Origin of the sequence: Streptomyces iranensis, from assembly GCF_017874715.1 — a bacterium.
GTDB classification, from domain to species: Bacteria; Actinomycetota; Actinomycetes; order Streptomycetales; family Streptomycetaceae; genus Streptomyces; species Streptomyces iranensis.
In genome coordinates, this window is record NZ_JAGGLR010000005.1 from 236660 (window position 1) to 260162 (window position 23503).

Below are 23503 nucleotides of genomic sequence, written 5' to 3' on the forward strand. Positions count from 1 at the left end.
GATGAACATGGCACAGCAAACGGAGTTCTCGTCCACCCTGCTGGACTACGTGAGGACGGTGTCGCTGAGGGACGACGAGATCCTCAGCGGCCTGCGACACGAAACCGCCCAACTGCCCATGGGCCAGGCCATGCAGGTCATGGCGGAGGAAGCCCAGTTCCTCGCCCTGCTGGTCGCGCTGACGGGGGCGAGGACGGTCGTCGAGATCGGGACCTTCACCGGTTACAGCACGCTCTGCATGGCACGCGCCCTGCCCGCACACGGGCGTCTGATCACGGTGGACATCTCCGGGAAATGGCCGATGATCGCCGAACCGTACTGGAAGCGCGCCGCAGTCGCCGAGCGGATCGAGGCCCGCATCGGCCCGGCGGCAGAGATCCTGACCACCCTGCTGAGCGAACTCGGCCCCGACGGCGCGGACTTGGTCTTCATCGACGCCGACAAGGCCGGTTACCCCCTCTACTACGAGAAGGCACTGCGGCTGGTGCGTCCGGGCGGGCTGATCGTGCTGGACAACACGGTCTTCTTCGGCCGTGTCCTGGACGAGGCCGCGCGCGACGCGGACACCGTCGCCGTGCGCGAACTGAACGCCGTCCTCCTGCACGACGAGCGGGTGGACCTGGCGATGCTGCCCATGGCCGACGGTGTCACCCTGGCCCGCAAGAGGTGACCGGACCGTCGCTCATGCGTTCGGCCGCGCCATCCGGCAGAGTGGGAACACACCGTTCCCCTCGTCCGCGGAACTGGGTGAAGCAGCAGGAGATCGACGCGGGCCATAGGCCACGTTCCTTCCGCAACTTGTGCGGGTCGAGCGTCGCCTCGGCCCGCACGAGCTGTTTTCCGGGCTCGTAGATCGCCGTGTGTCGCTATGTCACGGCCAGGTGGCTCCGTCGGTGCCGCGGAGTCTCGGTTTCGTCGAGCAGGACGAGGGCGAAGTCGGCGTAGGAAATTCGGGCTGCCATGTCGCCCTGTTCGCACGTGCGGTAGTGGCCGGTGCGCTCGCCCTCGTGGTCGAAGTCGCCGGCCGGGCTCACATACAGCCAGTCCAGTGCGCCGCCCTGGGTATGGAGGATCTCCAGACCGGCGGCGTGGGCCAGGCAGAAGGGCCGAAACTCCGCGGGGAAGCCGGGTGTGTCCAGCAGCCGGGTCCCATCCGGGGCCGGCAGCAGTGCGGAGAGTCCGACAGCGATGAGTCTGTCCACTCCGGCTTGGCTCAGGCCCTTGACGAGTGCGTGCGCTGCGCTCCTGAAGAATGCGTCCGGGTCGGTGCCCGCGCCGTACACCGCGGCCACGTTGATCGCGGCGTCATGGCCGTCAGCGAGGGCGGCGACGTCCGCCGCGTCGGTGACGTCACCAGCTGCGATCCGTACGCCACCGTCCGCCAGGCCGCTGTAGCGCGAGGGTTCGCGTACCACCGCGGTGACCTCGTGACCACGCCGACGCGCCTCGGCGACGGCCTGTCGGCCGGCCCGGCCGCCCGCGCCGAAAATCACGATCCTGCTCATCTTCGGAATACCTCCCGGTGAGTCGATGCTCCGGAAAGTACCCGTGAGGGCAGTTACCACCTGGATACCACTGAACCTGGATACCGCTGACCACCAGCGCGAGGCAGGAGACCAGCATGACGCACCGGCAGCCGCTGCCCCCCGACATGTTCGACGAGCTGTGCCCGTCCGCACTGCTGCCCTTCCGCTTCGGGGACAAGTGGGCGGCCCTGATCATCCGCTGCCTCCAGGACGGCCCGCGCCGCTTCTCCCAACTCCGCGTGCCGCTGCGCCGGGTCACTCCGAAGGTGCTGACGCAGTCGCTGCGCGGACTGGAACGCGACGGGCTCGTGTCACGCACGGTGCACGCCGACCCGGCACCGCGAGTGGAGTACGCGCTGACGCCACTGGGCCGCAGCATGCTGGAGCCGATGGACGTGGCGTGTGCGTGGGCAGCCGCGCACTGGGACGAGCTGCTCGACGCGAGGGAGTCGTACGAGCGCCGTAGCCCTGGCCAAGGCACCAGAGGTAACTGATCGTTCAAGAACGAGCCAAGCCGACCTGCGCCAACTTCTCGGGGAGCTGGCGGGGCTGATCCCGGACCAGGGCGCCGATACCGCCGGATGAGCCACACGCGGGTCCCGGGACGCCCCTTGGCTCGCACTGGGAAGGCCGCGAGAAGGCGTACGCCGAGATCGACGCCTCCCGCGAGCGCGCCACCGACCAGCCCGCCACGCACATCCGGTATCCCGGTGATGGGGCTCACCGAAGCGCACCGGCTGCGGCCAGATCAAGTCCGGCGCCCCGGCGCGCGGCGAACGCATCGGGAAATACAACCGGCTGACCGACATCGCCGACACCGCGCCCACCGCGCTCCCGTACGGGCTGCCAATGCGCTGATCGGCAGGTCTATTCCGACCGCGCCGACGACCAGCGAGCGGTCGGGCAGCAGGCGCCCGCCGCCCTGCTCTCCCTGACCTCGGTGCCGCGGCCGCCGACGGCGCCTGTATTCTGGTTGTCTGCGGCAGCCGTCCTTGCGCATGCTGCCGCGCGGTAGTGGGGCCCACCGCACCCAACCGCGGCGACGATGCCGCCAACGGTCCCTACTTGCGATGACGCGCGCCCGGTACCTCCAGGGCGCCCTTGAGCGAGTAGGAGACTTACGTGGGACATGCCCGGACCGGAGTGGTGAGCGAACTCACCGATCCCGATATGGATCTCTCTGCCCCCATACGACGGCATGCGCCGCGCGGGCAGAGGGCAATTGTGGCGGCGGTGGCGCTCGGCGGCGGCCTGGGCGCCTCAGCCCGCTACGGAGCGTCGCTCCTGTGGCCAACTTCCGCGGGTGCCTTCCCATGGACCACGCTGGCGGTCAACGCCATCGGCTGCGCGGTCATCGGCGTGTTCATGGTGGTCATCACCGACGTGTGGGCGGTGCACCGACTGGTGCGCCCCTTCTTCGGCACCGGAGTGCTGGGCGGGTTCACCACCTTCTCCACCTACGCGGTGGACATCCAGCACTTGGTCGACGACGGCCAGGCACACACGGGCCTGGAGTATCTGGCGGGGACGCTGCTGACGGCCCTGGCCTCGGTGTGGCTCGCGGCGGCATGCACACGCCGGGTGATCGAGCGGAGGCAGCGATGAGGCCGGCCGGCAGCGCGCTGCGTCTGACGATTTTCATCGGGGAGCACGACACCTGGCATCACAAGCCCCTGTTCACTGAGATTGTGCACCGGGCACACAGCGCCGGGCTGGCCGGCGCCTCGGTCTTCCGCGGCTGCGAGGGGATTGGCGCCTCCTCACTCATCCACACCTCCCACCCGCTGTCACTCGGTGAGGACCTGCCGGTGGCGATCGTCATCGTCGACAGCGAGGAGAGGATCCGCGCCTTCCTGCCGCAACTGGACCAGTTGGCGGGCGAGGGCCAGGTGATCCTCGACGCGGTCGAAGTCATCCGCTACACAGGACGGGCAAAGGGAACTCTGTGAACTGGCTGTTGGTGCTCGCGGGCGCGATGGTCGGGGCCCCGCTTCGCTATCTCACCGACCGCACGATCCAGTCCCGGTACGACGCCGTCTTCCCCTGGGGCACCTTCGTCGTCAACGTCATCGGCTGTTTGCTCCTGGGCCTGCTCACCGGCGCGGTTGCTGCCGGAGCGGCCTCCGCGCAGGTCCAGCTGCTGGTCGGCACCGGGCTGTGCGGCGCTCTGACGACGTATTCCACCTTCTCCTACGAGACGCTGCGCCTGGCCGAGGAAGGCGCGGCCTTCTTCGCGGCGGCGAACGTGGTGGGAAGCGTGGTGGCCGGAGTGGGAGCGGCGTTCACCGGGACAGCACTCGCCCAGGTCCTGTGGAGGTAACACTTCCCCCGGCCGGTAGCGGGACATCCGCCGACCGGGCGCCCAAACTGAGAGCGGAGGCTGCTCGACAGGGACACCTGGGAGGAGCGTGATGAAGCGGGAGCCCCGACAGCCGACAGGACCATCCGGAGAGTCCGCACCGGAGATCGCCGCGGCCCGGCTGCGTCTGCTCTCCGAGGCGAGCCGCGCGTTGGCCTCGGGCCTGGACGCGGAGGAGTCGCTGCGCCGGCTGGCCCGGCTGGTCGTACCGCACCTGGCCGACGCCTGCGCCGTCGACCTGGTCGAGGGCGACGGAGTGCGCCGTCTCACGGTCACGGACCGAGACCCCGAGCGAGCGCTGCGCGTGGTGCCCGGCGGGTTTGTGCCAGGGCCGGACGACTCGGCCGCCGCCCTGGCGAAGGTGTTGCGTGGCGCGGGACCTGTGGTGGTGACCGACTTCGGCGCGCCCGATCCGGACGACTCCTTCCTCGCCGCTCAGCGGGGCTTGTACCGCACCCTCGGCGCCGAGACCGCGCTGATCGTGCCCATGCGCGTGCGACGGCAGGCACTGGGCGCACTCACCTTCCTCCGCCGTGCCCCGGCCGTCCCCTTCGACGAGCAGGAGCGGACCCTCGCCGCCGACCTGGGACACCGTGCGGGTCTCGCGCTGGACAACGCACGTCTGTACGCGTTGCAGCAGTACACCGCCGAGCAGCTCCAGCTCTCCCTTCTGCCGGACCTGACCGGCCTGGCCCACCTCAGGCTCGCCGCCAGCTACGTGGCCGCCCGCGAGCGGGCCGAGGTGGGCGGCGACTGGTACGACGCCTTCCCGCTCCCCGACGGCTCGGCGATCCTCGCCATCGGGGACGTGGTCGGCCATGACCTGGCGGCCGCCGTCCGCATGGGACAGCTGCGCAACATGCTGCGCGCGCTCGCCTACGACAGCGGTGACGACCCGGCCGGAATCATGAGCCGCCTGGACACGGTGATGCTGGGTCTGACCAGCATCGAACTGGTCACAGCCGTCATCGCCCGCATCGAGACACCCACCGAGGGGGCGTGGCGACTGCACTGGACCAACGCCGGTCACCTTCCGCCCCTGCTCGCCCAGCCCGACGGCCGCACCCTCCTCCTGGAAGAAGGCCATGCCCCCATCCTGGGGGTCGACCCCGCACTCGAACGAACGACGGCGACCATCGCCCTGCCCCACGGTGCCACCCTGCTCCTCTACACCGACGGCCTCATCGAGCGCCCCGGCGAGGACATCGGCCGTGGCCTGACACGGCTGCGCCAGCACGCGGCCATGCTCGCCCGCGAACCGCTGGGCGTCTTCCGCGACGAACTGCTCACCCGGTTGAGCGATGACCAGCACGACGACATCGCCGTCCTGGCCCTGCGCGCCCCCTGAACCGACCGCCCTCTCCCCTCAATTAACTTGCGTGTTGGCCAACAAGTTTATACGCTGCTCTTCATCCTGAGGGAGGTTTTGATGATCGAAATGGATGAACGGGCCCTCGATGTGCTGCTGGCCGAGGACCCCGGCGGCCCCGTGGTGATGCTGAACCTGCTGCGGTTCCGTCCGGACGGTGGCCGCGAGAGTTACCAGCGCTACACGGAGGCGCTGGGCCAGGAGATCCACGCACGGTACGGATTGCGGGTGGAGTACCTGGGGGACGGGGGCCGGGCCTTGGTCGCCGAGGACGGGCAGGCATGGGACGCGGTGCTCCTGGTGCGCTACCCCAGCCGCCAGGCGTTCGCCGACATGGCCCGTGACCCCGACTATCGGGCGGTGGCCCATCTCCGCTCCGAGGCGCTGGTGGAGTCGGTCCTTCAGCCGACCGTGCCGCTCCAGGGCGGTGTGGCCTGATGCCCGCGGTCTTCGTGCACGGCAATCCCGAGACGGCGGCCGTCTGGGATCTCCTGCTCGCCGAGTTGGAGGCCGCCGGTACGGCTCCGGCCGACCTGATCCGGCTGTCCCCGCCCGGGTTCGGCGCGCCGCTGCCGGCCGGGTTCGGGGCGACCGTCCGGGAGTATCGCGACTGGCTGATCGGCGAGCTGACAGGTTTCGCCGAGCCCGTCGACCTGGTGGGCCACGACTGGGGCGGCGGACACGTCCTCAACGCGGTGATGAGCCGCCCGGACCTCGTACGCAGCTGGGTCAGCGACACGATCGGGGTCTACGATCCCGACTACGTCTGGCATGAGCTCGCCCAGCGATGGCAGACCCCGGGAGTCGGCGAAGCCGATGTGGCCGCACGCTTCGGCGCGCCCCTCGATCAGCGGATCGCGACGCTCGTCGAGCGGGGGATGGGCGAGGCGGTGGCCGAGCGGGTCGCCCAGGGCCAGAACGAGGCGATGGGCCGGGCCGTGATCGCGCTCTACACCTCCGCCACGCGGCCGGTGATGGATGAACTCGGCCGGGACCTGGAGAACGCGGCCCGGCGGCCGGGGCTCGTGTTGCTCGCCACCGAGGACCACGTGGTCGGGACCGTCGAGCAGCGACGCCGCGGTGCGCGCCGGGCCGGTGCCCGGGTGGAGGTCCTGGACGGGCTGGGCCACTGGTGGATGACGCATGACCCGCGCCGTGGTGCCGAGGTGCTCACCCGCTTCTGGGCGTCCTTGGACCACGGGTAGCGGCATGGACGCGGTGGGGGGCCTGCCGGTGAGGTTGGTGATCAGCTCGGTGCACCGGCGCTGGCCCATGATGACGCCGAGAGCCTGGTCGATGACGCTGCGGTGCGTCATGGCGTCTTGCAGCTGACCGGCGAATTCCTGGGTGTCGGCGATGCGCTGGGCCAGAGCGATGGCACCGGTCGCCTGAGCGGCGAGTGACAGGGGCCGTCGTCCTGGCCGTACTGCTTCTCGTCCAGCTCCGGTGCCGCGGTACCGGAGCTGACCACGGTCAGGGGCCGGCCGTCCCGCTGCGGCGTGAGGCCGGCGCCCTGGGCGCGGGACGATTCCAGGGACGCGTCGGCCGGTGTCTGCAGGAAGTCTTCGAGTGAGTCGGTATCCAGCAGCCACTGCGTGATGTCGCGGCCGTCGCGACCACCGCCTGACGTCGGTCTCGGACGACGCGGCATGGCCTCTTACGCCCGCACGGGTACCACTTCGCGCACCGTGGAACCCGTGCGCGAGCACCCCCGCACAGCAGCGGCCGGTGGGCAGGTATCGCGTTGCCGGAAGTGATCCGGATGGCTACGTTCGGCCCCATGGCTGACGATGAAGGCACACGCGCGGCACGGTTGGTGGATGCCCAGGCCAAGGCCGTGCGGCTCTTCGCGGAGATCGAGGAGCGCGGGCTGGTGGCGCCCGGGGTGGAGGAGCGGGCGGTCAGCGACCGGATCCGGGACCTGGCGAACGAGATGTTCGGTACGACCCGGCACTGGCACAAGCGGATCGTGCGCTCGGGGCCGAACACCCTCCTGCCGTACCGGGAGAATCCGCCGGACCGGGTGATCGGTACGGATGACATCGCGTTCGCCGACTTCGGGCCGATCTTCGAAGAGTACGAGGCCGACTTCGGAAGGACGTTCGTCCTCGGCGATGACCCGGTCAAGCACCGGCTGCGGGACGATCTGCCCAGGGTGTTCGCCGCGGGGAAGGCCTTCTTCGAGGGCGACCCGGAGATCATCGGCGAGCGGCTGCACGCCGAGGTCGGCCGCCTGGCCGCCGAGGCCGGCTGGGAGCTGGGCGGCTGGCACGCGGGGCACCTGGTCGGGGAGTTCCCGCACGAGACCATCGACGGCGCGGACATGGAGTCGTACATCACGCCTGCCAACGGCACACCGCTGCGGCGCATCGACAAGACCGGGCGCCGCTGCCACTGGATCCTGGAGATCCACCTCATCGACCGGGAGCGGGGGTTCGGCGGATTCCACGAGGAACTGCTCACCTTGTGATCGGTCCCCGGCGGCGCGCCGATCGTCCCCGTTACGCACCGGCCCACAGCCGTTATGCACCGGCCTTCGCGGCGCGCGTGGCTCTGTGCGCCGCCGCCGCGGCGAGCGAGGAGAGCGCCGCGGAGGCGAGCAGGACCGCCTCGAGCGCTCGCGCCGCGTGGGGGAGCGAATGGCTCTGGGCCAGGGCCAGGTATCCGCTGCCCAGGACCGCGACGCCGAGTGCCCCGCACAGCTGGCCGTTGGTGCTGATGACGCCGGAGAGGTCGGCGGCGTAGCGGTTGGGCAGGGTGAACGTCATGAGGCTGATGAGGGAGTTGGAGCTGATGCCGAGCCCGAGTCCGCCGACGCCCAGCAGCGCGAACAGCATCGGTCCGGTGCGGTGGCCGGTCAGGAGGTAGACGCACACCGAGGTGTAGGCGACCGCGAGGACGAGGCAGCCCAGCGCGGGGATCGACCTGCTGCTCTGCGGTAGGCGGGCCAGGAGGGGACCGGCGGTGCCGAACGCGGCGACCCACGAGACCATCGCCATCCCGGCGTACGCGGGTCCGCGTCCGAGGCCGTCCTGGAGGTAGAGCGCCAGCACGAACAGCAGTGCGCAGTAGGTCATGGTGGTCACCCCGTGTGCCACGAGGGACCAGCGCACGGCCGGTTCCCGGACCACCCGCTCGGCGATCAGCGGCCGTCCTCCGGCGGCGGACAGCCGCCGCTGGCCCCGTCCGAACACCACGAACACCGGCACACTCGCCCCGAGACACAGCCATGTCCAGACCGGCCACCCGCGATCCATGCCGAGCATCAGCGGCACGATGAGCAGCATGACGGCCATCGACAGGACCAGCATGCCCCGCAGGTCGAGCTGTCGCGTCCGGCCAGAGGTGTCGTCGGCGGGCATCAAGCGCAGCGCCGCCCCGATGAGCAGCAGCCCCAGCGGGACGTTGATCAGGAAGATGGGGCGCCAGCCCATTCCGTGGATGTCGGCCGCGATCATCACGCCACCGAGACTCTGCCCCACGACGGCGCCGCCGGACAGGGCGATGGCGTAGTAGCCCATGGCCCGGATCCGGTCCCGGCCGGCGAAGTGCAACTGGATGCCACTGAGCACTTGGGGAACCATCAGCGCGCTTCCCGAGCCCTGGACGACCCTGGCGACGATCAGCACGACGGGGTCCGAGGCGGCGGCGCAGGCGAGCGAGGCCGCCGTGAACACGGCCATCCCCAGTATGAAGACGCGGCGGTGGCCGTGCGACGCTCCCAGCCGCGCCCCGGTGACGAGCAGCACCGCGAAGGCGACCACATAGCCCGAGATCACGAGACCGGCCTCACCACCGGAGGCACCGAGATCGGCTTGGATGGACGGCACCGCGACGTTGGCGATGGCGGTGTCCACGTTGGCGATGCACTGCGCGGCCAGCAACACCGCCAGCAGCGGCCAGGGCCGGGCCCCTTGCGACGGAGTCCCGGGAAGAGGGGCCCGATCCGGTACGGCTTCGGGCCGTGGCGCGGCAGAACGACGCATATTGACGAGACCGTCCTCACTGGTCGGCTGCCGACCATCCTGGGCGAACGGCCACCGTGGTGCTGGCGGGATTCGGACGCGGCGCTGCGGGCCGTCAGTTCACTGCTCGGGCGTCAGCGGCGTGGTGCCGGACGCCGGCCCGGTGGCTGGGCGGGCTCGGGGAGGGCGGTGGGCGGGTCGAGCGGGCGGGTCTGCGGGGCGTCCTTGGAGAGGGTGATGACCTCGCCGCCGTGGCTGATCCGGACGGGGTCGCCGTGCCGCAACGCATAGGTGACCTGCGAGCCCGTGATGTCGACCCGCAGACAGCTCTGCCGGACCCGCAGCGAGAAGGCCAGCCGGTGGAGGCTCTCGGGAAGCCGGGGCGCGAAGTACAGGACGTCCCCGTGGTCGCGCAGGCCGCCGAAACCGGCGACCAGTCCGACCCAGGTGCCTGCCAGGGAGGCGATGTGCAGCCCGTCGCGGGTGTTCTTCTCCAGATCGGCCAGGTCCATCAGCGCGGCCTCGCCCAAGTAGTCGTAGGCCAGGCGCAGATGGCCCACTTCGGCGGCCATCACACACTGCACACAGGCCGACAGCGAGGAGTCCCGGACGGTCAGCGGCTCGTAGTAGGCGAAGTTCCGCGCCTTCTGGTCGGGTTCGAAGGCATCGCCGCACAGGAACATCGCCAGCACCAGGTCCGCCTGTTTGACCACCTGTTTCCGGTACAGGTCGAAGTACGGGAAGTGCAGCATCAGCGGATAGTGCTCGGGTGGCGTGCCCTTGAAGTCCCATACGTCGAGCCCGGTGTAGCCCGCCGACTGCTCATGGAGGCCCAGCGCGTCGACGTACGGCACGGACATCGCCCTGGCGGCGTCGCGCCATGCGGCGGCCTCCGCCTCGTCGACACCGAGCGCCGCGGCCTCCGCCGCGTGGCGCTCGGCCACGTCGGCGGCGGCCCGCAGATTCGCGCGGGCCATGAGGTTGGTGTACGCGTTGTCGTTCGCGAGCGCGCTGTACTCGTCGGGGCCGGTGACGCCGTCGATGTGGAAGCGGCCCCCGGAGTCGTGATGGCCGAGGGAATGCCACAGCCGGGCCGTCTCCACCAGCAGCTCCACCCCGGTCCGCCGCTCGAAGTCGGTGTCGCCGGAGGCCCGGACGTAGCGCACGACGGCCGCCGCGATATCCGCGTTGATGTGGAAGGCCGCGGTGCCGGCCGGCCAGTACCCGGAGCACTCCGCGCCGTCGATCGTGCGCCACGGAAAGGCCGCACCCCGCAGTCCGAGCTGCCGGGCGCGCTCGCGCGCCGCGGGCAGGGTGTTCTGCCGCCAGTGCAGGGCCTCGGCGACGCAGTTCGGCGAGGTGTAGGTGAGCAGCGGCAGCACGAACGCCTCGGTGTCCCAGAAGGCGTGTCCGTCGTAGCCGGAGCCGGTCAGGCCCTTGGCCGGGATCGCCCGCTGTTCGGCCCGGGTGCCCGCCTGGAGTACGTGGAAGAGGGCGAAGCGCACGGCCTGCTGGATCTCCGCGTCCCCGTCGACCTCGATGTCGGAGTGGTGCCAGAAGCCGTCGAGGAACTCGCGCTGCTGATCGGCCAGGCCCTGCCAGCCGGTGTTGCGCGCACCGCTGAGCGCGGCCTCGACCTGGTCCCGGACGGCCGGCAGCGAGCGGAATCCGGACCAGCCGTACGCCACGAACTTCTCGACCCGCAGCCGCTCGCCGGGGTCGAGCACCGCGGTGACGGTCACGCGGCCCACGTCGTCCGTGCTCTCGCTGGAGGTACGGGTGGATCCGGGGCCCCGCACCACATGGTCGGCGGCGGCCGCGACCCGCTGCCCGCTCGCCGCCGTACGGTGCACCAGGCGCAGCCGCAGGTCGAGCGCGAAGTTCTCCTCGGGCAGCAGACATGACTCCAGGGCGGCGCCGACCCGGGGATCGCCGCTGAGCGTGGGCAGTTGCTCATTGGCGACGAGCTCCGACTGCACGACCACGTTCGTCCGGTCGTCCAGCGGCTCCACTTCGTAGGCGACCGCGGCGATGGCGCGCTGGCTGAAGGAGATCATCCTGGTGGAGCGCACCCGTACCGCCTTGCCGACCGGCGAGATCCACTCGCAGACGCGGTGGAGCAGTCCGGTACGCAGATCGAGCACCCGCTCATGGGAGCGCAACCGCCCGTAGCGCAGGTCGAACGGTTCGTCGTCGACCAGCAGCCGGATGAGCTTGCCGTTGGTCACGTTGATGACCGTCTGGCCGGACTCGGGAAATCCGTATCCGCCCTCCGCGTACGGCAGCGGATGCTGCTCGTGCACACCGTTGAGATAGCTGCCGGGCAGGGCGTGCGGCTCGCCCTCGTCGAGGTTGCCGCGCCAGCCGACATGCCCGTTGGACACGGAGAAGACGGATTCGCTCTGGGCCAGTACGTCCAGGTTGAGCTCGGTCTCGCGCAGACACCAGGGCTCGACGGCATAGGCATGATGGCTGATCACTTGCGATCCTCCAGCAGCTCGTAGAGGTCCGATGCCACGCCGCGCGCTGTGTCCGGGATGCCCAACTTCGCCGTATTGACGATTCTACCGGCGAAATCACCCGCGCGCCGTGGCGGGCTGCCCCATGGCGTCGGACTCATCCCGGCTCGGGTCGAGGCACTGGGCGAGGCAGCGAGTGTGGGACAGCCCGAGGATTCCGTAGAGGAGCACACCCAATCCCATCAGTGCCGGTACGAGCCAGAATCCGGCGCGGGGCTGCTCTCCGTAGAGCGTCACACCGAGACAGAAACTCACCGAGGCGTCGCCCAGCGTCAGAGCGGGCTGCGAGCCGATGAGCGGGCCCCCTTGCATGGCCACGCCGAGCAGGAACAGCGAAAAGGCGCCGACGGCCGCGAAGCCGTACGTCTGCCATGCGGTGAAGAAGGCGACGGCGCCCTGAGCGGAGAGGATGTTCATGGCCGACTTCACCAATGCCGCGGTGACGGCGTTTCCGATGGCCGCCGCCGCCGCGAGCGAGGCCGCACGCATCAGACCGGCGGGGCGCCGCAGACCGGTGAGCACGAGGGCGGCCCCGATCCCTCCGGTGACCGCGAGCGCGGGCAGCCACCAGATCCCGGGCACCTGTTCGCGCCCTCCGGTGGGAGCCAGCGAGAGGAGGACCAGCGCCAGTCCGGCGACGATGCAGACCACACAGAGCCATGCCTTCCGTGACAGCCCGACATGAAAGACCATTCCTCCGATCACCAGGGCGAGGGGGAGTTCAAGAATGAAAATGGGCTGTACGGCGGCCAGTGATCCGGTGGCCAGAGCGAGCGCTTGAAAGAGGGCGGCGAAGACGACGCCGAGCATTCCGCCGAACCAGACGGGAGTGTGCACAAGGTCGCGGATCAGCCCGAGGCGCAATGACCGTGACGCGGGAACGGTGAGCGCCGCGCGCCGCTGCAATACCGTTCCGAGCGCATTGCTGGCGGCCGCGAGCAGAGCGAACATGATCGACAGTGCGATCGTCACCATGGGCACCACTCCCGGGTACGCGCTTCTTCGTCGCGGTGCGCTCCCTCGGCCCTTCGGCCAGGTTACGCCTCCTGGGGGAGCGCGTGGATGGCGCGCGGCGTGGTCACGAACGGCGTGGTCATGAATGGCGTGGTCACGAACGGCGTGGTCGTGAACGGCGCGGTCATGAGCTCCGAATGTTTGCTCTCGAGGTGGGAGAGACGGTCGAGCAGAACGCCCTCGCGCAAGGCCCATGGGCAGATGGTGAGCCGTTTCACCGCCATGACCTCCATGGCGGCCTCCGCGACGATGGCACCGGCCAGGCTTTGACGCGCCCTGGAGGCGGAGATTCCGCGCAGCTTCGCTCGCTGCCGGTCCGTCTTGCCCGCGAGCCGTGACACCCAGGGCACCAGCTCCTTACGGCTGAGACTGTGGACCGTGGGCCGACCGCTGCCGGGCTGTGGGGTTCCGGCGAGGCGGGCCAGCTGGGCGAACGTCCTGGACGTGGCGACGCAGGAGAGGGGCGCGGGCTGTGCGCGCAGTTCGGCGGTGCTCTGGCCCAGGGTGGCGCGTACGTGCCGGCGCAACGCCTTGACGTCCCGCTTCTTCACCGGCGTGGCATCGGGCAGATGGTGGCGGGTGAGCCGGTCGGCTCCCAGCGGGAGGGAGATGGCGAGAGCGGGGTCCGTGCCGCTTCCGCAGGCGATCTCCAGGGAGCCACCGCCGATGTCGAGCAGCAGTATCCGCCCCGCCGACCAGCCGAGCCAGCCGCGCACCGCCCTGAACGTCAGCCGTGCCTCCTCCACGCCGCTCATGAAACCCGCGCGGATACCGGTGGCGGCCTCGATCTCGTCGAGCACCGCGTCCCGGTTGGTCGCGTCCCGCACCGCCGAGGTGGCGAAGGGGATCAGGTGGTCGACGTGGTGGGCGGACGCGGCCGCGGCACTCGCGGTGACGGCGCCGACCAGGGACCGGATCGCCTCGCGGGGGATCACCCCCTGGCGATCGGTCGCGTCGGCCAGGCGCACCGGCTGTTTCCACGAGGCCACCGGCTCCGGGGGGCTACCGGGAAAAAGGTCGGCGATCTTGAGATGGACGGTACGGGATCCGATGTCGAGCACTCCACAGCGCATCCGTGATGAGTGCCCCCACGTGACGTATTCCAGACGTCGGAGGACCGCGCGCTGTCCGGAGATCCGGCGGTGGTCCGCACTTACGGGCCCGCTCCGAGTCTGCTCCGAGCCCGCTCCGGGCCCGCTCCGGGGCTACTGCTCCGAGTCCGCTCCGCGCCGTGACCTCGGCGGTCTGCGGCGGTGGCTGGTGTCGCACCACGGGTAGCGCGCGCTGCGGCCGCACAGGCACACGGCCGCCGTGAAGCGGTCGGAGCGCACCACGCCGCCATCGGGCAGGGTGACCTCGACCGGTCCCTCGATCAGCATCGGGCCATCGGTCCCGATCCGCACGCTCACCGCGTGATCACAATTGTCGTTCGGCACGGATCACCACCAGCTCTTCCTTCGTCTCGCCCGGGGCGATCAGCCCGTGGGCCTCCAGCCAGGGGGCCTGCTCGCGCAGCACCGGCCCGAAGGGGATCGTGCGGCGGTCGGCCACGGCCGTCCGCAGCCCCGCCGCCGCCAACCGCTCCACCGTACGATCCGGGCCGCACAGCCCCGAGTGCACCAGGAGCAGCACACCGCCGGGGCGCAGCAGGGGCGGCGCGTCGCGGCAGATCCGGTCGACCACCGCCCGCCCGTCTCCACCGGCCCGCCAGGCCACGCCACGGCCCCGGCGGATCCGCCGCCCCGCCACCGGCACATACGGCGGATTGGCGACGATGAGATCGAACCCGCGGTCGGCGACCGGCGTCAGCAAGTCGCCCTGGAGGACACGCACCGGCAGCCCTTTGAGGCGGGCGCGCAGCCATGTGGCGCCCACGGCGAGCGGTGAGACATCGACCGCGGTCACCTGGGCCGCGCCGCGTCCGGCCGCGGCGAGGGCCAGGGCTCCGCTGCCGGTCCCCACGTCCAGCACCGCCGTGCCGGCCGTGATGTCCTCCCGCAGCAGGGCCTCGGACAACAGCCATGTGTCGTCCTGCGGGGCGTACACACCTGGAGGCGTCTTGAAGACCATCAGCGGCGAGTACCCCCGGCAGGGGGTGACGTGCGCGTGCGATGTCCGAGAGGAGCCACAGGCCGTGTCCGAGCGGAGTCACAGGCCGTCCCGGGGCAGCGTCTCGTTCCAGGTGCGCGAGAAGACCCGCCGGTCGCCCTCGTAGCCGTCCAGGGTGGCGTCCACGAAGAAATCCGTTTCGCTGGAGCGCAGCACCGTGCTCGTCACCACCCGCACATCCCAGTCGTCGCGGTGGAAGCGCATGGTCCAGGTCGACTCGCCACCGACCGAGGTGAAGTCGTCCGCGACCGCCGTATAACGCTCGTACGCCCGGCGGCCGACGTCCAGCCCGATGTCGTCGAAGCGCAGGGTGCCCGCGTCCTTGACGATCTCCAGCTCGGACCGGTAGCCGACCAGATCGCGTTTGACGTCCCAGCGCTCCTCGTGGGGCGTGATCCGGGTGGTGGCGGCGGGCGGCGTGCCCTCTGGCTCCCCGAACGCGCGCTGGGCCTGGTCCTCGTCCGCGGAGGCCCGGCGCAGCGGCAGCGTGAGGGCGCTGTCGGCCTCGTACACGGTCAGCAGCGCCGGCCGGGGCGGGGGCCAGGCGAGCGGCCAGTACGACGTGGAGAGCGACAACCGGATGCGGTGGCCGGGCGGGAACGCCTGGGCCACGCCATTGAGCCGCACCCGGGCGCGGTAGCGCCGGCCGGGCTCCAGCGGTTCGGGGTCGCCGATGGTCCCGCGGTGGGCGATGTTGAGCAGACCGTAGGTGATCCGGGTGGCGCGGCCGTCCGGAGCCACATCGGAGAGCCGGGCGGCGACCATGGCGACCGGTTCACTGGCCGACAGCTCCAGTTCGACGGAGGGCGAGCCGAGGATCTCCACCCGCTCGGTGAGCGGATCGGTCTGGAACACCAGCGAACCGCCGTCCTCCTCCCGCTGGTCGTACGGCAGATCCGGAGGCGCGTTGTACGAGGCCCACTTACCCGCGAACTGGCCGACGGACAGCGGCGATTGGACGGTCAGCGGCTCACCCCGCGGCTCCTGGCCGGGAGGTATGTCACCGGGGTCGGCGATGCGATATCCGGTGAGCGGGTGCACCACCGGCTCGACGTTGGGGGAAGGCCACCGGGGTTCGGCGATCCAGCGGCCGGGGCGCTCCTCGTAGGCGGTGGACGGTGGCACGCTGTCCTGCATCCACGTCCACAGCATGGGCCCGTCCATGACGCCGTTGTCCACGCCCTTCAGCCAGTGGTCCCACCACCGGACCACCTCCTGGAGATAGCCGATGGCCGGCCCCGGCTCGCCCAGGTGCGGGTACTTGTGCGACCACGGCCCGATCAGGCCCTTGCGCGGTACGTCCAGATTGCCGAGCAGCCGGGTCACGGCGTTGGAGTAGCCGTCCGCCCAGCCGCTGGAGGCCAGCACGGGGCACCGCACGGCCTGGTAGTCCTCGCACACCGAGGCATGCCGCCAGTAGTCGTCGCGGCGCTGGTGGCGCAGCCACTCCACCACCCAGGGGCGGGCGTTCTCCAGCCGCTCGTGCCACATCCCGCGCCAGCGCTCGCCGACCACCGCCGGGTCCGGCGGGCAGGTGGCGTAGGCGAACATGGTGCCCGCCTCGGCGAGGTTGTCGGACAGCAGCGCGCCGCCCATGTAGTGCATGTCATCGGCGTACCGGTCGTCGGTGAAGGAGGCGATGACGATGGCGCGCAGGCTCGGTGGCCGCCGGGCGGCCACCTGAAGGGCGGCGAAGGCGCCCCAGGAGATGCCCATCATGCCGGTGGCGCCGTCGCACCAGGGCTGCTCGGCCAGCCACGCCAGGATCTCCTCGGCGTCCGTCTGCTCCTGCCCCAGGTATTCGTCCGTCAGCACCCCCTCCGACTCCCCGGTGCCCCGCAGGTCGACGCGGACACAGGCGTAGCCGTGACCGGCGATGTAGGGGTGGTGGACGGAGTCGCGCACGGAGGTCAGATCCCGTTTGCGGTAGGGGATGTACTCCAGCACCGCGGGCACCGGCTCCTCGTCCGACGAGGTGGGACGCCAGATGCGTGCCGACAGCCGAACGCCGTCGGACATGGGGATGGTGATGTGTTCCTCTTCCTTCGTGGCGCACGGCAGATTGCTCACGAGGCGCATAGGCCGACATGCTCCTTCCCTGGCGGTGGCCATGGTGGCGGCCATGGTGGTGGCCTTGGTGGCGGTCCTGTTGGCAGGGGTGCACGGGTGCCCACGGACGCGACCGGCACACCGGCGGTGTCCGTGGCGCCGGTCGCGTCCGTGGGCGGTCGGGGCGGTCGGGCGGTCGGGGCTCAGCCGTGCTGCTCCCGCCGGGCGCCCGGGGCGGTGGCGTCGAAGAGGAGGTTCAGGGCGGCGACACAGCGGTCGTACTTCTCGCGCAGGTCCTCCTCGCTGTCCCCGCCGGTGAAGATGTGCGCGAGTTCGAAGCTGTAGCTGTCCTGCTGCTCCATCTGCGACAGCCGCTGTCCCTCCTCGGGCACCACATCGATCCGTACGCCCGGGATCTCGCGCTCGACGCGCTCGATCTCCTCGTCGACGGGGGCGTCATGGACCACACCGTCGGCGAACCACCGGTAGTACCACTTGGCGGCCATCGCGTAGGGGCCCTCGCGGTACGGCAGGGCGGGATCCTCGCCGAGGGCCAGGCTCAGCATGCGGTGGTGGTTGGGCACCCCGTCGACATAGGCGAAGAGTTCGGCGTGCGACTGGGAGTGCCGGGGGTTGATCTCCAGGAGGTTGATCTCGTCCGTGGCGGCGTCGTAGAAGTACTCGATGCTGAACGTCGCCCCGTCCATGCCGATCTGCCGCATCACCCGCCGCGAGACGTCATGCAGCCGCCGGATCACGGGCTCGGGCAGCGCGGAGGGGTACTGGTGGCGCAGAAAGGACGAGCTGTCGGGGTAGTCGATGGAGTCCAGCACACCGTAGACGGTGACCTCGCCCTGGTGGACATAGCCCTCCACGGCGACCTGCACCCCGCTCAGCGCCTCCTCCGCGAGGCACACCTGACCGCCGACACCATCCATCTCCGGCGGGAGCTCGAGCCGTTCGAGGACGGCGTCGAAGGGCTTGCCGACGCGGCCGATCCCCTCACGGATCCGGCTCACCGCGGTACGGAACTCCTCCTCGTCCTTGACCGAGAAGGCCAGTTCCGAGGAGTACGCGAGGGCCGGCTTGAGCCACATCGGGAAGCGGACGCCCTCCGGCGGCCGCGGGTCCCGCGCCTCCAGATCCACCCGGCCGAACGGCGGATGCTCGTCGATCGCCTTCCGCTGCTCCAGCCGGCTCCAGTACTTGTGCTCGCACTTGACCACCGACTCCAGGCTGGTGCTGCGCGTGCCGTAGCGCTCGCCGAGAATCGGCACGAGTGTGCTCACCGGGAAGTCCCAGTAGCCGACGATCGCGTCGATGCTGCCCTCAAAGGCGTCCAGAACACCTTCCGCCTTCGCGATCAGGTCCGCAACGGACACCTCGCCGCTCTGCAGATCCTCGACCGTGAGCAGGTGGTGGAACCGGAACCGGCCGGCACCGGGCCCGCTTTCCAGGATGGGCACGTTGGCCTCGTCCAGGCCGATCACAAAGATGTTCTTCTCGTCCACGGGCGTGTTCCCTCCCTGCGCCGACATTTTCCGGCGTCCTGAGTACCCGTCTGCGGGCCGCCAACCCTGACGGGCCATCCGATGCGAGGACGCCTGCGAGTGGGGGGAGCTGTTACGGGGTGGTGGGTTCGTTTACGCTGTCGCTCGCTCGAACGGCGAGAGACGGGGTGACGGGGAACATGTCCCGACCGGACCATGACCATGGTCGATTGGCGGTTCCACCCGTTGGGGCGGGACAGCGACCCGGGTGGCCGACGGCTCCGCCACCACACCGCCCCTTGGGGGCCGCCGATCCCGCCACGGCCGGTAAGTACCGGCTGGAGGCGGTGCTGGGCGCCGGGGGAATGGGCCGCGTCTACCTGGCGCGTACACCGGCCGGCAGCGCGGTGGCGGTCAAGGTCGTCCACCGCGAATACGCGGGCGACGCGTCGTTCCGCAAGCGCTTCGAGCAGGAAGTCGCCGCGGCCCGGCGGGTCCAGGGCCTCTACACCGTGCCGGTCGTGGACGCGGATCTGCGGGCCGAAGAGCCCTGGCTGGCCACGGCGTACGTACCCGGGCCGTCCCTCCAGCACGCGGTCGCCGAGAGCGGGCCGCTGTCGGCCGACGCGGCGCTGGGGCTGGTCGCCAGGGTGGCCGAGGCCCTGCAGTCCATCCACGCCGCCGATGTGATCCACCGTGACCTGAAGCCCTCCAACATCATCCTCACCGCCGAGGGACCGAAGGTCATCGACTTCGGTATCGCCCGAGCGGCGGATGTCACCGCGGTGACCGCCACCGGGATGCGCACCGGAACGCCCGCCTACATGGCGCCCGAATACATCAGGGGGCAGGACGTCACCGAGGCCGGTGATGTGTTCGCCCTCGGCGTGATCGCCGGTTTCGCCGCCACCGGACGGCTCGCCTTCGGCGGCGGCTCCGACCACAGCGTCATCTACCGCATCCTGGAGCAGGATCCCGACCTCGACGGCTGCCCCGAGCCTCTGCGGGCCATCGCCGCCCACTGCCTGGAGAAGGACCCGGCGCGGCGGCCGACCCCGGCCCAGGTCATCGAGCGGTGCGGCCGGGCCGACACGACGGGTATCGCCGACGCCCACACCCGTACCGTGGTGTCACCGGCGGGGCCCGAGCGTGGGACACCCGGCGCGCGGGGCGCCCCTGGTTCGCCCAACACCCCCGGCTCGCCCGACGACGAGACACGCACATCACTGCCGCCGCGAGGGTCGGGGCCCGCCGCCCCCGTACCGCCGCCGTCCGCTCCGGCCGCGCACGACCCGGCGCGGGCCGCCGCCCCCAGCGGTCCCGCGACCCCACCGGGCGCGGACACCTCACCGAACCCGCCGGTCCCGGACCCGCTCACCACGCCCGCCCCGGGGCTGCCCGTCCTGCTCAGCGGGGTCGGGATCCTCGTCCTCGCCGTCGTCCTGATCGCCGTCTATCTCCCCGGCTCTTCCCCCGACCGCGGCCCCAGCCTCCCCTATCGCTCGATCGGGCCCACGGCCTCCCTCGGCCCCACCGGCCGGGCCAGGACGGCCGAGGGCCTGGCGTTCAGCCCGGACGGCAAGACGCTCGCCACCGGCAACTCCGAGGGGAAGGTGCGGCTGTGGGATGTCGCCGGCCGTAAGCCACGCACCACCTTCACGGGACCCGACAGCGGGTTCCAGACCCGCGAGGTGACGTTCAGCCCCGACGGCAAGACCCTCGCCGCCACCAATATGACCGGCTGGCTGGCCATGTGGGACGTGGCCAAGCACCGGCAGATTCGCCTCCTCGACGGCGTCAACGGCGGCGAAAGGGTGGCCTTCAGCCCGGATGGCAAGCTGTTCTCCACCGGCACTCAGGCCGGTTCGGTGTTCCTGTGGGACACCAACAGCCGCAAGAAGGACGAGATACTCGCTTACTACGACCAGGAGGCCAAAGTCACGGGCGTGGCCTTCAGCCCGGACGGCCGGACGCTGGCCTCCGCGAGCGACGACTCCGACAGCAACATCACCCCGGAACACTCGGTGCGGCTGTGGGACGTGGCACACCGCGATCCGGAACCTTACGGCCAGGGCGATCCACGGGTCACCATCTCCCCCGCGCAAGGAGTCCTGAGCCTGGCGTTCAGCCCGGACGACAGGACAATCGCCACCGGCAGCTACGACGGCAAGGTGCGGCTGTGGGATGCGAAGACCGGCCATCAGCGAGCCACCCTCAGCGACTCCCTCGTCGCGTCGGAGGTCAACCACCTGGCCTTCAGCCCGGACGGCAAGACGCTCGCCACCCCCTCCGAATACGGACTGTTGCTGTGGAACGTGGCCACCCGCAAACCACGCGCCATCCTGTCGAGCAGCGCGGAGGGGGCAGCCAATGTGATGCAGGAGGTCGTCTTCAGCAAGGACGGTCGGCTGATCGCGGGCAACGACAGCGAGCACCGCAGGGTGTACCTGTGGAAGAACCCGTACCGGGCGCGCTAGGGGTGTCCGACGGTACGCGTACGCCTGCGGCGGGCTGCTCCCCTCCCCGCCCCTTCCCGAAACTGGGGCTCCGCCCCAGACCCCGGGGTCCAGGGGCGAAGCCCCAGCCACGTGGCGGTTGACCCTGACGCAGGGGCAACCCCGCAGCATGGTCGGCATGACGACGACGCAGCACTTCACGGTCCACCACGACGGCGTCACGATCCCGGTGTCCCGTGGCGGCCGGGGACGGCCGCTGGTCCTGTGCCCCGGCCTCAACTCCACCCAGGCCGATCTGCGCGAGCTGATCGAACTCCTGCGGCGCGACCACGACGTGGTGGCCTTCGACCTCCGGGGCCACGGCCTCGCCTCCGCCGCCGACCGGTACTCCTTCGACGCGTTTCGGAGCGATCTCTTCGCCGTGCTGGCGGAGCCGGGGCGCCTCGATCTGCCCTCGCCGCCCGTGCTCGTGGGCTACTCGCTGGGCGCGGACCTGGCCGTGCACTACGCTTCCGAGCGCCCTGACGCCGTTGCCGGGCTGGTCCTCATCGACGGGGCCAACCCGCTGCCCGAACCGTTCATCACCGACGCCGATCTGCCGGAGTTCCGCGCGATGGCGGAGGACCCGGCCATGTGGCGGGAGATCGAGCGGGCCAGGGGCACCGCGCGGCAGGTGCTGCTCAGCCCCCAGGACATCCTCGGTCTGCAGGTGGAGATGGATATGGTGCGGGCCGGAATCCTCGACCGGTACCGGAAGGTCGACCGCCCGATCCACATGATCATGTCGGCCGCGATCGCGGGCGACAGCACAGAAGGGCGCGCGCCCCGGCACAACCGGCTCTGGCGCGCGGGCGTCGACCGGCTTGTGCACGAGCGGCCGGACACCTCCGCGACCTGGTTCGACACCGGCCACCGGCTGGTCTTCACCCACGCCCGGGAGATCGCGGAGATCATCCGGCACCACCCGGCCGACGAGGTGTCTTCATAGAGGTGGCTTCATAAGCGACTTCCAGGAGACTGGTCCGATGCTGACCATCGGCGAGCTGGCGTCGTACGCCGGAGTGACGGTGCGCGCGGTGCGGCACTACCACGCCAAGGGGCTGCTGCCCGAGCCGGAGCGGGACCACTCCGGCTATCGGCGGTACGGCGCCGACGCCGTCGTCGAGCTGATCAGGATCCGGACCCTCGCCGAGGCCGGGGTTCCGCTGGCACGCGTACGGCAGTTGCTCCGGGCCGGTGAGGAGGAGTTCGCCGCGGCGGTCGCGGAGATCGACCAGCGGCTGCGGGCGGAGATCCGGGAGCGGCAGCGGCACCGCGCGCGAATCGCCCGCCTCGCCGCCGGGGACAGCCTGGCGCTGCCCCCGGAGGTGGTGGAGTTTCTCGACCGGCTGCGGGCGCTCGGGGTCGACGAACGGATCGTCCAGGTGGAGCGCGACGGCTGGATCCCGCTGGCCGCGCACGCACCCGAGCGGGTCCCGGAGTGGATGGCGCGCAAGCGGGAGCAGATCGCCGACCCGCGGTTCATCGGCTTCTACCGCACCCTGGGCCAGGCGCTCGACCGCGCCGACGACGACCCTCGGCTGGAGTCGCTGGCCGACGAGCTGGCCGGCTACCTCACGGGGATGGCCGAGGAGCGGGGCGAGGACTACATCGACGATGCCGAGATCGAGCCACCGCTGGTCAGGGTGATGGACACCCACGCGTTCGACACCATGCCGTCGGCCCGCCGGCTGATCGAGCTGCTGAGGCGGCGGGGCTGGACCGGCTGGACCAAGGTCGGGCGCGTCGGCCGGGCTGCGGCCGGACCAAGGGGGGCTCGGCAGAAGGGGCCGGACGGGTGAGGATGGGCGGATGACCGCCACCTCGCGTGCCCATTCGTTCAACGCGGCCGCCGCCCAGTACGGCGCGAACCGCCCCTCCTACCCGCCCGCCCTCTTCGACGCCGTCGAGGAGCTCGCCGGACGTCCCCTCGCGGGCGCCCGCGTCGCCGACGTGGGCGCGGGCACCGGAATCGCCACCGCCGTCCTGCGCGAGCGCGGCGCCGATGTGATCGCCGTCGAACCGGGCGCGGGCATGGCGGCCCAGTTCCGCCGGACGCTTCCGGACGTGCCGATCGTCCGGGGCGACGGTGACGCCCTGCCCCTCGCCGACGCCTCCCGCGACCTGATCACGTATGCGCAGTCCTGGCACTGGACCGACACCGACCGGTCGGTGCCTGAGGCGCTGCGCGTGCTGCGCCCGGGTGGCGCGCTGGCGGTCTGGTGGAACACCACCGCCTTCGACGTGCCGTGGATCGCCGCCCAGGCCGAGCGCGTCGCGGCCCACTCCGGTGTGACGTCGACCCCCCAGGTGGGTGCGGACGACAGCCGCGCCGCCCGGCTCGCGGGCCTCTCCGATCTCGACGTCACACGCCGCCATGTGCGCTGGAGCCGCGTCGTCTCCCTCGACACCCACCTGGCCAACATCACCAGCCACTCGGCGTTCCTCGTCCTCGGCGAGGCAGGCACCCAGGCGTTTCTCACCGCCGAGCGCGGCCGCCTGCGCGAGCTCTTCCCGGACGAGAAGGTGGAGGAGACCTATCTGGTGGACCTGCTGGTGGCCGCCCGTCCCTGACCAGCGCCCGGGTGCCCCGCCCGGCCACGGCCCG

Annotated in this window: 22 protein-coding genes and 2 pseudogenes; 14 read left to right on the forward strand and 10 right to left on the reverse strand. The window is 70.9% G+C overall.

The features are described 5' to 3' along the window. Nucleotides 1–7 precede the first annotated feature (7 nt). Nucleotides 8–670: an O-methyltransferase gene (locus tag J2Z30_RS11035; protein ID WP_044581203.1), complete on the forward strand. Its 663-nt coding sequence runs from the start codon at nt 8–10 to the stop codon at nt 668–670. Between the two features lie 196 nt (nt 671–866). Here the strand turns inward: J2Z30_RS11035 and J2Z30_RS11040 are convergent, their stop codons facing one another. Further along, nucleotides 867–1505: an NAD(P)-dependent oxidoreductase gene (locus J2Z30_RS11040; protein WP_044568895.1), complete on the reverse strand. Its 639-nt coding sequence runs from the start codon at nt 1503–1505 to the stop codon at nt 867–869. 116 nt (nt 1506–1621) lie between these two features. Between J2Z30_RS11040 and J2Z30_RS11045 the strand changes: the two genes are divergently transcribed. The 8 genes and pseudogenes from J2Z30_RS11045 (at nt 1622) to J2Z30_RS11080 (ending at nt 6459) form a co-directional block, all read left to right on the forward strand. Next, nucleotides 1622–2020, forward strand: coding sequence for a winged helix-turn-helix transcriptional regulator (locus J2Z30_RS11045; RefSeq protein WP_044568894.1), 399 nt, complete (start codon nt 1622–1624; stop codon nt 2018–2020). A 238-nt stretch (nt 2021–2258) separates the two neighbouring features. Next, a pseudogene (locus J2Z30_RS11050) lies at nt 2259–2384 on the forward strand (hypothetical protein); the annotation flags it as partial. Between the two features lie 312 nt (nt 2385–2696). Then, nucleotides 2697–3131, forward strand: a complete 435-nt coding sequence (gene crcB / locus J2Z30_RS11055) for a fluoride efflux transporter CrcB (RefSeq protein WP_044581202.1) — start codon at nt 2697–2699, stop codon at nt 3129–3131. Further along, nucleotides 3128–3475 carry a DUF190 domain-containing protein gene (locus J2Z30_RS11060; RefSeq protein ID WP_044568892.1) on the forward strand — a complete coding sequence of 116 codons (348 nt, stop codon included), beginning with the start codon at nt 3128–3130 and terminating at the stop codon, nt 3473–3475. The genes crcB (J2Z30_RS11055) and J2Z30_RS11060 overlap by 4 nt, the downstream gene beginning before the upstream one ends. Next, on the forward strand, nt 3472–3846 hold the full coding sequence (gene crcB / locus J2Z30_RS11065; RefSeq protein WP_044568891.1) for a fluoride efflux transporter CrcB: 375 nt from the start codon (nt 3472–3474) through the stop codon (nt 3844–3846). Before J2Z30_RS11060 ends, crcB (J2Z30_RS11065) begins: the two co-directional genes overlap by 4 nt. 91 nt (nt 3847–3937) lie before the next feature. After that, a complete protein-coding gene (locus J2Z30_RS11070) occupies nt 3938–5233 on the forward strand; it encodes a PP2C family protein-serine/threonine phosphatase (RefSeq protein WP_245387856.1) in 1296 nt (431 codons plus the stop codon). Between the two features lie 81 nt (nt 5234–5314). Further along, entirely contained in the window at nt 5315–5692 is a 378-nt protein-coding gene (locus J2Z30_RS11075; protein ID WP_044568889.1) for a DUF1330 domain-containing protein, read from the forward strand. Beyond that, nucleotides 5692–6459 (forward strand): alpha/beta fold hydrolase, encoded by a 768-nt coding sequence (locus J2Z30_RS11080; RefSeq protein WP_044568887.1) that lies wholly within the window; start codon nt 5692–5694, stop codon nt 6457–6459. Before J2Z30_RS11075 ends, J2Z30_RS11080 begins: the two co-directional genes overlap by 1 nt. 48 nt (nt 6460–6507) lie before the next feature. Here J2Z30_RS11080 and J2Z30_RS49465 read toward each other — a convergent pair. Beyond that, nucleotides 6508–6905: pseudogene (locus J2Z30_RS49465) on the reverse strand (ANTAR domain-containing protein); the annotation flags it as partial. A 129-nt stretch (nt 6906–7034) separates the two neighbouring features. On the opposite strand from J2Z30_RS49465, the gene J2Z30_RS11085 reads away from it, so the two are divergent. Beyond that, a complete protein-coding gene (locus tag J2Z30_RS11085; RefSeq protein WP_044568885.1) occupies nt 7035–7724 on the forward strand; it encodes a M24 family metallopeptidase in 690 nt (229 codons plus the stop codon). Nucleotides 7725–7776: 52 nt separating this feature from the next. Here the strand turns inward: J2Z30_RS11085 and J2Z30_RS11090 are convergent, their stop codons facing one another. The 8 genes from J2Z30_RS11090 to J2Z30_RS11125 all read right to left on the reverse strand — a co-directional run bounded on the left by J2Z30_RS11090 (nt 7777) and on the right by J2Z30_RS11125 (nt 18421). Further along, on the reverse strand, nt 7777–9240 hold the full coding sequence (locus J2Z30_RS11090; RefSeq protein WP_078956551.1) for an MFS transporter: 1464 nt from the start codon (nt 9238–9240) through the stop codon (nt 7777–7779). Nucleotides 9241–9353: 113 nt separating this feature from the next. Beyond that, nucleotides 9354–11699, reverse strand: coding sequence for a glycoside hydrolase family 65 protein (locus tag J2Z30_RS11095; protein ID WP_044568884.1), 2346 nt, complete (start codon nt 11697–11699; stop codon nt 9354–9356). Between the two features lie 96 nt (nt 11700–11795). After that, nucleotides 11796–12713, reverse strand: coding sequence for a DMT family transporter (locus J2Z30_RS11100; protein WP_044568881.1), 918 nt, complete (start codon nt 12711–12713; stop codon nt 11796–11798). A gap of 62 nt (nt 12714–12775) precedes the next feature. Next, the gene (locus tag J2Z30_RS11105; RefSeq protein WP_308279908.1) at nt 12776–13813 is read right to left on the reverse strand and encodes a Ppx/GppA family phosphatase; all 1038 of its coding nucleotides are present in this window, start codon (nt 13811–13813) and stop codon (nt 12776–12778) included. 144 nt (nt 13814–13957) lie between these two features. Further along, a complete protein-coding gene (locus J2Z30_RS11110) occupies nt 13958–14131 on the reverse strand; it encodes a CDGSH iron-sulfur domain-containing protein (protein WP_078957277.1) in 174 nt (57 codons plus the stop codon). 37 nt (nt 14132–14168) lie between these two features. Next, on the reverse strand, nt 14169–14822 hold the full coding sequence (locus J2Z30_RS11115; RefSeq protein ID WP_044568879.1) for a HemK2/MTQ2 family protein methyltransferase: 654 nt from the start codon (nt 14820–14822) through the stop codon (nt 14169–14171). 78 nt (nt 14823–14900) lie between these two features. Further along, entirely contained in the window at nt 14901–16940 is a 2040-nt protein-coding gene (locus J2Z30_RS11120; protein ID WP_044568878.1) for a CocE/NonD family hydrolase, read from the reverse strand. A 173-nt stretch (nt 16941–17113) separates the two neighbouring features. Then, nucleotides 17114–18421, reverse strand: a complete 1308-nt coding sequence (locus tag J2Z30_RS11125) for an ATP-grasp domain-containing protein (protein WP_308279909.1) — start codon at nt 18419–18421, stop codon at nt 17114–17116. A gap of 179 nt (nt 18422–18600) precedes the next feature. Here J2Z30_RS11125 and J2Z30_RS11130 point away from each other — a divergent pair, with 179 nt between their 5' ends. The 4 genes from J2Z30_RS11130 (at nt 18601) to J2Z30_RS11145 (ending at nt 23469) form a co-directional block, all read left to right on the forward strand. Then, nucleotides 18601–20877: a serine/threonine-protein kinase gene (locus tag J2Z30_RS11130; protein ID WP_044568875.1), complete on the forward strand. Its 2277-nt coding sequence runs from the start codon at nt 18601–18603 to the stop codon at nt 20875–20877. Nucleotides 20878–21034: 157 nt separating this feature from the next. Beyond that, nucleotides 21035–21844, forward strand: a complete 810-nt coding sequence (locus J2Z30_RS11135; RefSeq protein WP_245387857.1) for an alpha/beta fold hydrolase — start codon at nt 21035–21037, stop codon at nt 21842–21844. A 37-nt stretch (nt 21845–21881) separates the two neighbouring features. Continuing rightward, entirely contained in the window at nt 21882–22697 is an 816-nt protein-coding gene (locus J2Z30_RS11140) for a MerR family transcriptional regulator (RefSeq protein ID WP_044568873.1), read from the forward strand. Nucleotides 22698–22707: 10 nt separating this feature from the next. After that, a complete protein-coding gene (locus tag J2Z30_RS11145; RefSeq protein ID WP_044568870.1) occupies nt 22708–23469 on the forward strand; it encodes a class I SAM-dependent methyltransferase in 762 nt (253 codons plus the stop codon). Nucleotides 23470–23503 lie beyond the last annotated feature (34 nt).

Coding starts and splice junctions, on each gene's coding strand:
- J2Z30_RS11060 (WP_044568892.1), top strand. CDS start 3,128: ATGAGGCCGGCCGGCAGCGCGCTGCGTCTGACGATTTTCATCGGGGAG.
- J2Z30_RS11115 (WP_044568879.1), bottom strand. CDS start 14,822: ATGGTCTTCAAGACGCCTCCAGGTGTGTACGCCCCGCAGGACGACACA.
- J2Z30_RS11145 (WP_044568870.1), top strand. CDS start 22,708: ATGACCGCCACCTCGCGTGCCCATTCGTTCAACGCGGCCGCCGCCCAG.
- J2Z30_RS11040 (WP_044568895.1), bottom strand. CDS start 1,505: ATGAGCAGGATCGTGATTTTCGGCGCGGGCGGCCGGGCCGGCCGACAG.
- J2Z30_RS11130 (WP_044568875.1), top strand. CDS start 18,601: ATGTCCCGACCGGACCATGACCATGGTCGATTGGCGGTTCCACCCGTT.
- J2Z30_RS11045 (WP_044568894.1), top strand. CDS start 1,622: ATGACGCACCGGCAGCCGCTGCCCCCCGACATGTTCGACGAGCTGTGC.
- J2Z30_RS11110 (WP_078957277.1), bottom strand. CDS start 14,131: ATGCTGATCGAGGGACCGGTCGAGGTCACCCTGCCCGATGGCGGCGTG.
- J2Z30_RS11080 (WP_044568887.1), top strand. CDS start 5,692: ATGCCCGCGGTCTTCGTGCACGGCAATCCCGAGACGGCGGCCGTCTGG.
- J2Z30_RS11135 (WP_245387857.1), top strand. CDS start 21,035: ATGACGACGACGCAGCACTTCACGGTCCACCACGACGGCGTCACGATC.
- J2Z30_RS11090 (WP_078956551.1), bottom strand. CDS start 9,240: ATGCGTCGTTCTGCCGCGCCACGGCCCGAAGCCGTACCGGATCGGGCC.
- J2Z30_RS11085 (WP_044568885.1), top strand. CDS start 7,035: ATGGCTGACGATGAAGGCACACGCGCGGCACGGTTGGTGGATGCCCAG.
- J2Z30_RS11035 (WP_044581203.1), top strand. CDS start 8: ATGGCACAGCAAACGGAGTTCTCGTCCACCCTGCTGGACTACGTGAGG.
- crcB (WP_044581202.1), top strand. CDS start 2,697: ATGGATCTCTCTGCCCCCATACGACGGCATGCGCCGCGCGGGCAGAGG.
- J2Z30_RS11140 (WP_044568873.1), top strand. CDS start 21,882: ATGCTGACCATCGGCGAGCTGGCGTCGTACGCCGGAGTGACGGTGCGC.
- J2Z30_RS11075 (WP_044568889.1), top strand. CDS start 5,315: ATGATCGAAATGGATGAACGGGCCCTCGATGTGCTGCTGGCCGAGGAC.
- J2Z30_RS11070 (WP_245387856.1), top strand. CDS start 3,938: ATGAAGCGGGAGCCCCGACAGCCGACAGGACCATCCGGAGAGTCCGCA.
- J2Z30_RS11100 (WP_044568881.1), bottom strand. CDS start 12,713: ATGGTGACGATCGCACTGTCGATCATGTTCGCTCTGCTCGCGGCCGCC.
- J2Z30_RS11120 (WP_044568878.1), bottom strand. CDS start 16,940: ATGCGCCTCGTGAGCAATCTGCCGTGCGCCACGAAGGAAGAGGAACAC.